The organism is Polaromonas sp. CG_9.11 (genome assembly GCF_015752225.1).
In the GTDB taxonomy this organism is placed as follows: Bacteria; Pseudomonadota; Gammaproteobacteria; order Burkholderiales; family Burkholderiaceae_C; genus Polaromonas.
Window position 1 is genome coordinate 125,555 of record NZ_JADOVE010000005.1, and the last position, 12,313, is coordinate 137,867.

The 12,313-nt window shown below is 62.0% G+C and carries 12 protein-coding genes; 7 read left to right on the forward strand and 5 right to left on the reverse strand.

All coding sequences use genetic code 11. The features are described from left to right. Positions 1-243: 243 nt before the first annotated feature. On the forward strand, positions 244-612 hold the full coding sequence (locus IWX85_RS06145; protein WP_231379573.1) for a hypothetical protein: 369 nt from the start codon (positions 244-246) through the stop codon (positions 610-612). A gap of 178 nt (positions 613-790) precedes the next feature. Here the strand turns inward: IWX85_RS06145 and IWX85_RS06150 are convergent, their stop codons facing one another. Then, positions 791-1,123, reverse strand: coding sequence for a type II toxin-antitoxin system PemK/MazF family toxin (locus IWX85_RS06150; RefSeq protein WP_231379574.1), 333 nt, complete (start codon positions 1,121-1,123; stop codon positions 791-793). Then, complete coding sequence (locus IWX85_RS06155; RefSeq protein WP_196869118.1) at positions 1,120-1,422, reverse strand: hypothetical protein; 303 nt, start codon at positions 1,420-1,422, stop codon at positions 1,120-1,122. Before IWX85_RS06155 ends, IWX85_RS06150 begins: the two co-directional genes overlap by 4 nt. Before the next feature lie 55 nt (positions 1,423-1,477). Here IWX85_RS06155 and IWX85_RS06160 point away from each other — a divergent pair, with 55 nt between their 5' ends. Together IWX85_RS06160 and IWX85_RS06165 are read left to right on the forward strand one after the other, a co-directional pair. Beyond that, complete coding sequence (locus tag IWX85_RS06160; protein WP_231379575.1) at positions 1,478-1,690, forward strand: hypothetical protein; 213 nt, start codon at positions 1,478-1,480, stop codon at positions 1,688-1,690. A gap of 172 nt (positions 1,691-1,862) precedes the next feature. After that, a complete protein-coding gene (locus IWX85_RS06165; protein WP_196869119.1) occupies positions 1,863-3,056 on the forward strand; it encodes an MFS transporter in 1,194 nt (397 codons plus the stop codon). Between the two features lies 1 nt (position 3,057). Here the strand turns inward: IWX85_RS06165 and IWX85_RS06170 are convergent, their stop codons facing one another. The 3 genes from IWX85_RS06170 to murJ all read right to left on the reverse strand — a co-directional run bounded on the left by IWX85_RS06170 (position 3,058) and on the right by murJ (position 6,628). Next, positions 3,058-3,921 (reverse strand): CAP domain-containing protein, encoded by an 864-nt coding sequence (locus IWX85_RS06170; RefSeq protein WP_196869120.1) that lies wholly within the window; start codon positions 3,919-3,921, stop codon positions 3,058-3,060. Between the two features lie 197 nt (positions 3,922-4,118). Then, on the reverse strand, positions 4,119-4,970 hold the full coding sequence (locus IWX85_RS06175; protein WP_196869121.1) for a SirB1 family protein: 852 nt from the start codon (positions 4,968-4,970) through the stop codon (positions 4,119-4,121). Between the two features lie 92 nt (positions 4,971-5,062). Beyond that, positions 5,063-6,628, reverse strand: coding sequence for a murein biosynthesis integral membrane protein MurJ (murJ, locus tag IWX85_RS06180; RefSeq protein ID WP_196869122.1), 1,566 nt, complete (start codon positions 6,626-6,628; stop codon positions 5,063-5,065). A gap of 190 nt (positions 6,629-6,818) precedes the next feature. Here murJ and IWX85_RS06185 point away from each other — a divergent pair, with 190 nt between their 5' ends. The 4 genes from IWX85_RS06185 to IWX85_RS06200 all read left to right on the forward strand — a co-directional run bounded on the left by IWX85_RS06185 (position 6,819) and on the right by IWX85_RS06200 (position 12,297). Next, complete coding sequence (locus IWX85_RS06185) at positions 6,819-8,945, forward strand: TonB-dependent receptor (protein ID WP_231379576.1); 2,127 nt, start codon at positions 6,819-6,821, stop codon at positions 8,943-8,945. 59 nt (positions 8,946-9,004) lie between these two features. Next, positions 9,005-9,670 (forward strand): ankyrin repeat domain-containing protein, encoded by a 666-nt coding sequence (locus IWX85_RS06190; RefSeq protein WP_196869123.1) that lies wholly within the window; start codon positions 9,005-9,007, stop codon positions 9,668-9,670. A gap of 231 nt (positions 9,671-9,901) precedes the next feature. Beyond that, positions 9,902-11,662: a PQQ-binding-like beta-propeller repeat protein gene (locus IWX85_RS06195; protein WP_051984317.1), complete on the forward strand. Its 1,761-nt coding sequence runs from the start codon at positions 9,902-9,904 to the stop codon at positions 11,660-11,662. Between the two features lie 8 nt (positions 11,663-11,670). Then, on the forward strand, positions 11,671-12,297 hold the full coding sequence (locus IWX85_RS06200) for a cytochrome c4 (RefSeq protein ID WP_196869124.1): 627 nt from the start codon (positions 11,671-11,673) through the stop codon (positions 12,295-12,297). Positions 12,298-12,313: the final 16 nt, after the last annotated feature.

Sequence of the window (12,313 nt, forward strand, 5' to 3'; positions counted from 1 at the left end):
GCCAGAATGGGCCAATGGGAATGTAGCGATGCAAGACCCTGAAATTTTCCTCAAAACGCATGTTTTCAAAGCGACCAGTTTATGTTTCGCCCCAACAAGCGCGTAATCTGGTTCTTCCCTGCAGCATACGGGGCGCCTCTCGCAATCTATCTTGCGACCTTTGGTTCCGTGTTGTCCTCGGATCACCAGCGATGGGCTGAATTTTGATCAGCCATGTCAGGTGTTTATGCGCCGATAGTCGCGGTGACAACCTTGGCCGTGTTGCTTGCCCAAGTCGGATTGCAAAAGCAGGTCAATGATCATTCGTACAACCAAGCGCATTTTGAGCAAGCCAGGGCAGATATTGAGTTTTACGCAATCCAGCTTGCCGGAAAGCTAGAGCAGATCGCATTGCCTGGCCAAACATTCCGTTCGGTACAGCATTCGAACTTTCAGCCCAGAACGGCTATTGAACTTGACTCAGATTCTCTGCACACGCTAGCAGCAAGTATCGACGCGGCAATGCCAGGCGTCATGGGCATGTGGTTTGGTGTTTATCCAATATTGGCCGGTCTGGCTTCGAGAGACGAGGCAACGTTTCGCATGGCCCTGAATTCGTCAATGCAGAAGTGAATTGCACTGCTTAGTTTTGAGACCTGCGTCGCTCTCGATAACTATCACCGCGTTACAACTGAGGGCCGACTTACCGTTGTGTATCGGTTTAGCCCGCTCCTGGAGCCAATGTGCCGGTGACCGGAGCTCGGGGCGAGACGCAACCCGTGGTCAGGTCTTGCATGGCATATTTCCCCATTCACAAGCCATGCACCCTGCGCACGCCATCTTCCACAACTGCCATATCTTCCGCGCTAAGCGCTCCCAGTAGTTTGCCAATGCGGGTTTTATCAATCGTGCGAATCTGATGGCACAGGGCCATGGAATTTGCCTTGCCCGCAGAGGGCACTGGAACGATTAACGGAACAAGCGCCCGTGGGGATGAGGTCAGAGGCACCACACCCACGGTGCGCAGTTGCCGGTTGTAGGCCGTCAGGGTCAACACCACGCAAGGCCGGGCATTGCCCTGTTGTTCGCTGCCGACGGTGGGGTCAAGATTGACGCGATAGATGCTGCCGCGCTCAATGTTCATGCGGTCGGCTCAGACAAGCCGTCAAGCGACGTCACATCCCACAGCAACGCATCGGCTCTGGCTTCGGCGAAATCGGGATGGGTGGCGAACTCGCTGGCCACGGATTCGAGGCTTTGCTCGCGACGTTCAAGGATGCTTTCCATCAGGGATTGCACTGTCTTGCTGCGTTCGCTGGAAGGCACCAACGCATTGAAGCGTTGCAAAACTTCAGCCGCAATGGAATAGGAAGCACGTAAGGCTGGCATAAAAATCCTGGTTATGCAGTAATACTGCATAAAGAATACGGCAACAACCATCATCCGTCAAGATCAGTTTTTTAAGCTCGGGACGCTGACCGAAAGGAGAAAAAACGCCATGAAAACCAAAATGGTTAAACGAGAAATTGACTTGCATAATCTGCCGCCGTTCAGCGATGAAGCGCGCGCCAGAATGAGCCTGCTGGCCAGAATGACGGACAGCGACATCGACTGCAGCGACACTCCGCCGCTGGGCGACGATTTCTGGAAGATCGCCGTATGCAATCCTTTCTACAAGCCGACCAAGCAGGTGACGACCCGTACGGGTTGATTCTGATGTTTTGCTGTGGCTCTAAGGCCAGGGCAAGGGTTATCAAACGGGGATCAACGCCATCTTGCGTCAGGCAATGCGGCGGGCCATTCACGACAAGGCTTGAGCTGGAAGACGCAAGCATTGGAGTGAGCGCGGTTGGTTACGGCTATTTATGGCTATATTTACGGCTATGTCTCATGCACCCCGCCTGCCCGCCGCCATCTGGGCGCTCGGCTTTGTCAGCCTCTTGATGGACATTTCTTCTGAAATGATCCACAGCTTGCTGCCGGTGTTCATGGTCACGGTGCTGGGCACCAGCATGTGGGCTGTCGGGCTGATCGAAGGCGCTGCCGAGGCGACGGCCCTGATCGCCAAGGTGTTTTCAGGCGTTCTCAGCGACTACTGGGGCAAGCGAAAGCCGCTGGCGGTGCTGGGCTACGGCCTGGGCGCAGCGTCCAAACCGCTGTTTGCGCTGGCATCCACGACCGGCCTGGTGCTCGCCGCGCGACTGATCGACCGCGTCGGCAAGGGCATTCGCGGCGCGCCGCGCGATGCGCTGGTGGCCGACCTGGCACCGCCTGGCATGCGCGGCGCGGCGTTCGGCCTGCGCCAGTCGCTCGACACCGTGGGCGCCTTCGTCGGCCCGCTGATCGCCATGGGCCTGATGCTGCTATGGGCAAATGACTTCCGGGCGATTTTCTGGGTGGCGATGGTGCCAGGCTTCATGGCGGTGGCGCTGCTGCTGTTCGGCGTGCAGGAGCCCCAGCGGGCTCGCCTACCGAACGAGACGCCGCGCGTTAACCCCATCAGCCAGGCCAACTTGCACCGCCTGAGCGCGGCTTACTGGCGCGTGGTGGCCATTGGCGCGGTGTTCACACTGGCCCGCTTTAGCGAAGCCTTCCTGGTGTTGCGAGCCCTGCAGGGCGGCTTGCCGGTGGCCTATACGCCGCTGGTGTTGATTGGAATGAACATCGTCTATGCCCTGGGTGCCTACCCTTTTGGCAAGCTGTCGGATGCCGTCAGCCACCGCGCGCTGCTGGCCTGGGGCCTGGGGGTGCTGATCGCCGCCGATGCGGTGCTGGCCTCCGGCAGCAGCCTGGCCTGGGTGTCGGCCGGCATTTTGCTGTGGGGCCTGCACATGGCGATGACCCAGGGCCTGCTGGCCACCATGGTGGCCGAAGTGGCGCCGGCCGACCTGCGCGGCACGGCTTTTGGGTTTTTCAATTTGATGAGCGGGCTGGCAATGCTGCTGGCCAGCACTGTGGCGGGCGTGCTGTGGGACCAGCTGGGCGCGCCAGCCACGTTCGCGGCGGGCGCCTTGTTCAGCCTGGCGGCGCTGGCGCTGCTGTGGCGCTGGCGCGGTGCGCATCGCATCCCGAAATAATCTAGCGTGGCGTGCCGAACACCTGGGTCCAGTAGATCACGCCATCACTTTCGGGATTCACGGCATACGCTGCGCCCATTTCAGTGAAATGGGGGTCCATGATGTTGGCGCAATGGTGCGGACTGGACAGCCAGGCGGACATCACCTGTTGGGGCGAGCCTTGTCCGGCTGCAATATTTTCTCCGACGCGCTGCCACGCGTACCCTTCACGCCCGGCGCGGTCGCCAACCTGGCCTCCGTCCTTTCCGCTATGGCGAAAATAGTTTCGATTGGCCATGTCGCGGCTGTGGACATGCGCCGCAGCCGCGATCTGCGCATTCCAGGTGACAAGCGGCGCGGGGCTGAATGGCTGGTCGCCGCATGTTCTTGGCTTGGCGCGCGCCATGTTGGCAAGGCGCAAAACTTCCCTGCCCGCTTCACGCCACTCGTCCAGGTCGGGGGAAAGCAACGGCCGTGCGAGCACGATCCGCCAAGTGGCGGCGTCGCGCGAAATTCCGATTTCGGCGTAGCGCGTGCTCAACAAAGGCCGGCAAAAGCGCTGTGTGATCAGTTTCATGACCGCGCTGGCGCTGGCAGGTCCTGACACCGTGATTGTCTGGACCTGGGCCGCCTGATACCCGCGCGCCTTCAATTCGTCGTTCAACGGGCCGCCAGAGGCGCCCTGCACGCCGGACAAGGCAGGCGAAGGCGCCAGCGGGCCGGTGGCGGCGGTCTGTCTGCCCTCACAGGTTTGGGGTGCATTTCGGTAGGCATTGATCAAGCCGACAAGCTCGCCGTCTTCCTGCGCGAAGGCTGTGTTGGCGACCAGCGTGGCGACGCATGCTGTTTGGCAAGCGCAGCGGATAAATCCGGGTTTTAAAGGCATCGTTGGCTCCAGGGTGCTGGATGTTCAGGACGCGGAAAAGGCTGGACCGTGATGAACCTGCCTTTGTCATGGCGTTCTCGGATCAGGCCGCCTTAAACGGGCATCCCGAAAGCCTTTTGTTTTAACAACTGGTGGTCAATGCCTGTTCGAACTTGACCGTGAGGCGCTGCGTGCAGTCAGTTCAACAACTGCAGGCCTCAATGGCCAGCGCGGCGCAGCTGGCTGACGCGCTGGGCAATCGCGTCGGTGTCCTGCGCATCGTCGGCATGCGCCAGGTAGATTTCCAGGTCGGCAACCGCTGAACCCACGTCGCCCTGCGCCGCCCAGGCCAGCCCCCGGTCGCGGTATTCGGTCCAGGCGTCGGGCTGCAGCACGATGAGCCGGTCCTGCACGGCAATCAGGCGCGGCCAGTCTTCCTGGGTTTTATGGATGTCCTGCAGGTTGCGCAGCATGCGGGCAATGATCTCTCGGGGCGGCGCCGACTGCAGGTACAGCCCCATCGGCACTTCAAATTCTTCGCTGACGGGGCTGCGTTGCCGGAAAGGCTCCAACCGCTCGGCCAGTTCCTCACGGCTCAGCGACTGGCCGTTGAACGGATCGATCACCACCTGGCCCTTGGGCAGGTTGACCTTGACCATGAAATGCCCCGGAAAGGCCACGCCGCGCGCATTCAGGCCCATGCCGACGGCCAGTTCGAGCCACAGCACGGCCAACGTGATCGGGATGCCGCGGCGCGTGCGCATCACCGTGTTCAGGTAGCTGTTGTCGGGGTCGTAGTAGTCGTTGATGTTGCCGCCAAAGCCCAGGTCGCGGAAAAAGAACTGGTTCAGCGCGCGCAGGCGCTGCAGTTCAGGGGCGTCACCGGGCAGGCGGCGCTTGAGGCGGGCCAGCAACTGGTCAACATCGCCCAGCACCTGCTCGACATCCAGGTCGGGGTATTCGTCCTGCGCCAGGCTGACGGCAGCTTCCAGCAGGGGAAAATGCGCATCGCTTTGCACCAGGCTGGAAAAGTATTGAAGTGGCGTTGGAACGGCGAAATTTAATGACATGGCGCTACTTTCTCACAAACCGAATCCAAAGGGGTATCAGTAAATACCGTCGCTTTCGGTGGGTCAAGTCCAAACCTGTCCACCCAGGCCGTTCAGCGCTTAAGTAATTGACGCAATTTAAGGCCTGACACACGTAGAACTATGAAATATATAGCAGCCGACGCAACCAGGACAAGCGCAAGCAGACCAATTCGCTGAAAATACTGGTGCTTCAGGCCGATCCAGTTCACGCCATCGGCGGCCCACAGCAAAAACACCGCCAACAGCGCACTGGCCGAAAAAACCTGCAGGCCAAACAGCACCCAGCCCGGCGCCGGTGCATAGCTGCCGCGCCGGATCAGCCCGACCAGCAGGCTCAGCGCATTGATCAGCGCACCGATGCCAATCGCCAGCGCCAGCCCGGCATGCTGGAAATACGGCACCAGCGCCAGGTTGAGCAGCTGCGTGATGACCAGCACGACCACGGCGATCTTCACCGGCGTCTTGATGTTCTGGCTGGCATAAAAACCCGGTGCCAGCACCTTGATGGCCACCAGTCCGAGCAAGCCGGCGCCGTAGCCCATCAGCGCGCTGGTGGTCTGCTGCACATCTCGGTCGGTGAACGCGCCGTAGTGGTAGAGCGTGGCCACCAGTGGCTCCGAGAACGTCAGCAGCGCCACCGCGCAGGGCACGGCCAGCAGCACGACGATGCGCAGCCCCCAGTCGAGCATGGCCGAGTATCGGGCGGTGTCGCCCGCCCCCCTGGCCGCCGCCAGTTGCGGCGTCAGCACGACACCGATGGCCACGCCCAGCATGGCGGTCGGAAATTCCATCAGCCGGTCGGCATAGGTCAGCCAGCTGACGCTGCCGGGCGCCAGGTGCGAGGCAATCTGGGTGTTGATGAGCAGCGAGATTTGGGCGACGCTCACGCCCAGCAGGGCCGGCAACATCAGCTTGGCGATGTTCTTGCTCCCGGGCTCGGCCCATGCCGCCCGCAGCGCCGACAGGCTGAAGCCGATGTTCGGCAGCAGGCCCAGCCTGAGCAGCGCCGGCACCTGCAGGCCCAGCTGCAGCACGCCGCCCAGCATCACGCCGACGCCCAGCGCATACACCGGCTCAATGCCCAGCGACTTGAACCACGGCGCGCCCAACCACGCAGCGCCGATCATCGACACATTGAGCAGCACCGGCGTGGCGGCCGGAATGGCAAAGCGCCGCCAGGTGTTGAGCACGCCCGACGACAACGCCACCAGCGACATGAAGGCGATGTACGGGAACATCCAGCGCGTCATGACCACAGCGGCGTCATAGCCGCGTGGATCCTGCTGCAAACCGCTGGCCATGGCCCAGACCAGCAGCGGCGCGGCCGCCACGCCGATGATGCAGGTCAGCAGCAGCACCCAGAACAGCAGCGTGCCAACGCGGTCGATGAGCAGCTTGGTGGCGGCTTCTCCATGCTGCGCCTTGTTCGCCGCCAGCACCGGCACAAAAGCCTGGCTGAAGGCGCCTTCGGCAAACAGGCGGCGAAACAGATTGGGAATGCGAAAGGCCACATTGAAGGCATCGGTCATGGCGCTGGCACCAAACGACGAAGCAATCAACAACTCCCGCACCAGGCCGGTGATGCGGGACAGCAAGGTGAACAGGGAAACGGTGGAGGCGGATTTGAAAAGTGACACGGCAGGAGTTTATGCGCTGCTTACACAAGCAACGTCCGACAACAAATTTTTCGGGAACAAGCCATGCGGACATCGGCCCGGCGCAAGTAACATCAAAAAAACGTTTTTCCTCTGGCGCGCCAAGCCCGAACGGAGTTCACTTCGTCAATTCATGCCTTCATCCGCCACGCAACATTCAGCGACCGCACACATGATCAACTCCTGCCCAGCACGCCCGTTCATGCCGTCCCGCGCCTTCGCCCCTTTCTGGCCCATGCGCCATGGCGTCGGGCTGGCCTGCGCCACCTTGCTTGCCATCTCCTTGGTGCCAGCAGCAGCCCGGGCGCAGGAAGGCGCGAACCCCGCGTTGCAAGAGGTCGTCGTCAGCGCCAGTCGGGCCGAGCAGCGCCGCTTCGATGCGCCCGGCGCGATTGACGCGGTGCAGGTCGATCCGTTTCGCACCGCTTCCCCGCTGGTCAACCTGTCCGAGCTGATGGGCAGCGTGCCCGGCCTGCAGATTCGCGACCGGCAGAACTTCGCGCAGGATTTGCAGGTGTCGGTGCGCGGCTTTGGCACGCGCTCGACCTTTGGCGTGCGCGGCGTGCGCATCCTGGTCGACGGCATTCCGGCGACCATGCCCGACGGCCAGGGCCAGGCCGCCACCGCCAGCCTGAACTCGGCCAAACGCATCGAACTGCTGCGCGGCCCACTGGCCCAGCTCTACGGCAATGCGGCGGGCGGCGTGCTGCAGGTGTTCACCAAAGACCCGCCGGTGACGCCGGACAAGCCGGAATACAGCCTGTCCGCCGGCGCCGGCTCTGACGGGCAGCGCCATATCGCGGGCGGCATTGCGGGCGGCAGCGACACGCTGGGCGGACTGCTCGATGTGTCGCGCTATTCGACGGACGGTTTTCGCGACCACAGCGCGGCCCGGCGCGAGCAACTCAATGCCAAGGTCGTCGCCAGGCCGTCGGCAGACACCACGCTGACCGGCATCGTCAACCTGTTCCGCCAGCCGCTGGCCGAAGACCCGCTCGGGCTGACGCGTTCGCAGTTCCTGCAAAACCCGCGCCAGGTGGTGCCGGGCGCCCGCACCTTCAACACCCGCAAGACCATTGAACAAGACCAGGCCGGGCTGGTGGTCGAGCACAAGCTGAACGCCAGCGACACGCTCAACGCACGCATCTATGGCGGCAAGCGCAAGGTGGACCAGAAACTGGCCTTCCAGACCAATGGCGTGGTGAACCTCGACCGCAGCTACGGCGGCGTCGGCGCCAGCTGGACGCATGCGATGCAGGTCAACCAGTTGCCGGTGCGCTGGACCGTGGGGGTTGAGGCCGACCAGTTGCGCGAAACGCGAAAGGGCTTTGACAACATCGGCGGCAACAACGGGCCGCTGCGCCGCAACGAAGACGACACGGCACGCAACACCGATGTGTTCGGCCAGCTCGACTGGACGTTCTCGCCCGACTGGCAGGCGATTGCCGGCGTTCGTGCCAGCCGGGTGAAGTTCAGCGTCGATGACCGCTTCAATCCGGTGGCCAGCAGCACCAGCGGCAGCGTCCAGTACGACAACACCAGCCCGGTCATCGGCCTGGTCTTGCATGCCGCAGAAACACTCAATGTGTACGCCAACCTGGGCACCGGATTCGAAACCCCGACGCTGGCCGAAAGCGCCTACCGCCCGGGCGGCGCGCCCGGGCCGAACTTTGCACTGAAGCCATCCAAAAGCACACAGGGCGAAATCGGCGTCAAGCTGCGCAGTGGCCCGCACAGTGTTGACGCGGCGCTGTTCGAGGCCAGAAGCAAGGACGAAATCGTGTCGTCGCAGTCGAGCGGCGGCCGGGCGATTTTCCAGAACGCCGACCGCACCACCCGGCGCGGCCTGGAAACGTCGTGGTCGGCCCACTGGGCGGGCGGCCTGGACACGCGCCTGGCCTACACGCTGCTCAATGCACGCTTCGAGTCGGCCTACGCCGGCGCGCAAGGCCCGGTGCCCGCCGGCAACCGCCTGCCCGGCGCGCCACGGCACAGCCTGTTCGCCGATGTGCAGGCCCGCATCACCGAATCGGTCAAGGCCGGGCTGGAAACGCGTCTGGAGAGCAAGACCTATGTGAACGACCTGAACAACGACGCAGCGCCAGGCTACGCCGTCCTCAATGCGAGCCTGAGCCGCGAATTCCGCTTCAATGGCGCCAAGATGCTGCTGTACGGCCGCATCGACAACCTGCTCGACAAGGCCTATGCCGGCTCGCTGATCGTCAACGACAACAACGGCCGATATTTCGAGGCAGCGCCGGGGCGCCGGCTGTTTGTCGGTGTCCGCAGCCTGTTTTAAGCTGCCATGGGCTGGGCTTTCCAGCATTTCAATGTTGCCACTTTCAACGAGGAGATGTCATGAAAACCGTTGTAACCGTGAAGGGATTCTTGGCCGTGTGGCTGTCGGGCGCGGCACTCATGTCTGCTTTTGCACAGCAGGGTGCGGACAAGATCAACATCAATGGTGAACTGGTTCTGGCGGCCAAGAACGGACGCACGGAACGCGTGGCGGCCCTGCTCGCCGACGGCGCGGCCATCAATTCACGCGACCGCAATGGCGACTCGCCACTCAACATGGCGGCCAGCAAAGGCAATGAGGCGCTGATGGATGTGCTGCTGCGCGCCGGCGCCGATGTCAATTTGGCCAACATCTCGGGCGTCACGCCGTTGATGGGCGCGGCCTTCAAGGGCAACGCCTCGATGGTCCGCAAGCTCATGGCGGCGGGCGCCAGGATCGATCCGCTGGACCGTGTCAGAAAAAATGCCGCCATCTATGCCGCCGGCGTGGGCTGCAATGAATGCCTGGCAGAACTCCTGCGCGCAGGCGCCCCGGTCAATGCCCGCCTGGACAACGACGAGACGCTGCTGATGTGGGCCGCCGGCTACGGCCATGCGCAAACCGTGCGTTTTCTCCTTGATCAGGGTGCTGACCGCAGTTTGAAAGACAACCGTGGGAAAACCGCCGCCGACATGGCGCGCGAAGGCAATTTCAGCGATGCCGCCCAGCTGCTGGAAGCCAGCTGAAGCCGTAGCTTGGGGTCACGACCCTGGACTGCGTCGCGTATTCAATTGCAACAATCGAAAGGAAGTTGGCTTCTTCCCCTGAAAAGACCCCACAGGCACATAATTTTCAGTCGATCCATGCATTTGTTGAATTGAAACCGGGGCAGCGTCGTTCCGCTGCATGTGCTGGCCACCCACTGAAGCATGGTTCGTCGTCAGACTGACGGCGGGGACCATGCTTTAGGAGGCAATATGATTCGACTCCAACAGACCGCAGGGCTGGCCGCCCTGCTTGCCTTGTCCCTGACAGCTGGCGCGCAGGCGCAGGAAATACAACAGCAAAAAGGCAAGACCGGCGCGCCAGCGACCATCAAGGCCCTCAGCGTCTCGCAGGGACAGCTCAACAACTCAGGCCAGCAGGACAAGGACTGGCTGCAAACCAACGGCTCCTACGCGCAAACCCGTTATTACCCCGGCCAGCAGATCAACACCGGCAACGTCAAAAACCTCAGGCCTGAGTTCAGCTTCCAGACCGAGGTGCGCGAGTCCATGGAAACCGCGCCCATCGTGGTCGATGGCGTGATGTTCATGACCACCTCGTTCAACCATGTCTATGCACTGGACGCCACGACGGGCCAGGAGTTCTGGCATTACAAGCACAAGATGGGCCCGTTCACCACCTTCTGCTGCGGGCCCAACAACCGCGGTGTTGCCATTGAAGGCGGCAAGCTGTTCATGGGCACACTCGATGCCAAGCTGGTGGCGCTCGACGCCCAAAGCGGCAAGCTGCTGTGGGAAACCGAGATTGCCGATCCTGAAAAAGGCTACAGTGAAACCATGTCGCCGACTGTGGTCGAGGGCAAGGTGCTGATCGGCACCAATGGCGGCGAATACGGCATTCGCGGCTTCGTCAAGGCCTTTGACGCCAAGGACGGCAAGCTGCTCTGGACCTTCCACACCATCCCCGAGAAGGGCCATGAAGGCGTGTGGGCCGAAAACGATGCCACCGGCCGCAACATGCACCGCGACATTCCGGCCGAGAAAGCAGAACTCGCAAGGGACAGCAGCTTCTACCAGACCCTGGGCGGCGGCGTCTGGATGAATCCGGCGGTTGACTTGAAGACCCGGACGATCTTTTTTGTCGTCGGCAATCCTTCGCCCGACCTGTACGGCGCGGTGCGGCCGGGCGACAACCTGTACACCGATTCGCTGGTGGCCGTGGACCTGGACAGCGGCAAATACAAGTGGCACTACCAGTATGTCGCCCATGACGTGTGGGATCTGGACGCAGTCAGCCCACCCATCCTGATGGACGTGAAGGACAAGACCGGAAAGATGGTTCCGGCGGTGCTGCATGGCGGCAAGACCGGCCATGTTTATGTGAATGACCGCAGGGATGGCTCGCTGATCCGTTTTTCCGAAGCCATGATCCCGCAGGAAAACATGTGGGTGTTGCCCACGGAGCAAGGCGCGCGCATGCTGCCCGGCGCCAACGGCGGCGTGGAGTGGTCGCCGATGGCGGTCAACGAGAAGCTTCGCATGGCGTATGCGCTCAACCTGCACCAGCCCATGACGTACCACGTGGAAAAGGCAGCCTATCCGGGCGGCAAGCTGTGGCTGGGCGGTGCCTTCAAGACCATCGAGGGCGAGGAGCAATGGGGACGCGTCGCGGCCGTCCATGTCGACACCGGCAAGATGGCCTGGAAGTTCGATACCGCACAGCCGTTGATCGGTGGTGCGCTGGCCACGGCAGGCAACCTGCTGTTCTATGGCGAGGGCAACGGACTGTTCCGCGCACTCGATGCCCGCAACGGCAAGCTGTTGTGGGAATACCAGTGCGGCGCTGGCGCCAACGCAATGCCAGTGTCTTACACGGTCAAGGACCGGCAGTATGTGGCCATGGGTTGCGGCGGCAATACCCAGCTCGACTTCAAACGCGGCAATACGATGTTTGTCTATGCGCTGCCTAAAAACGTTGCTGCTGCAGGCCGGACCGTGGCCAGCCAGCGCTAGCCCAATCCATGCAGCAACTGACAAAACACCTCAAGGCAGGCAGCTTGAAATCATCGGGGATTTCGGCGCTGGCCCTGGCCGGCCTTTTGGCTGGACTGGCCTGGTTACCGGCTGCCGCGCAGGACATTGAAGCCGGCCGCGCCAAGGCGCAGGCGTGCGCAGCCTGTCATGGTGCCGATGGCAATTCAAGCGCTGGAAATTACCCCAACCTTGCCGGCCAGACCTGGCGTTATATCTACATCCAGCTCAAGGACTTCAAGGAAGGCCGTCGCAACGATCCGGTGATGAGCCCGATGGCAGCGCCATTGAGCCGCAACGACATGATCAACATCGCCAACTACTTTGCCGCGCAAACCGCGACGCCGTCGAGCTACAAGACAGATGACGCGAAAGTAAAGCTGGGCAAGGCCAAGGCTGACGAAACCCTGTGCGCCATGTGCCACCTCGGCGGCTTCTCCGGCCAGAACGAAATCCCGCGCGTTGCAGGCCAGCAATACGATTACGTCGTCAAGCAGCTGAAAGATTTCAAGGCCCGCAGCCGCACCAACGATGCGGGCAACATGACCAGCGTGGCGCAAACCCTGAGCGAGGCCGACATCGAAAACCTGGCGCACTACATCACCAGCCTGCGCTAGACAGGCAGGACCCGGA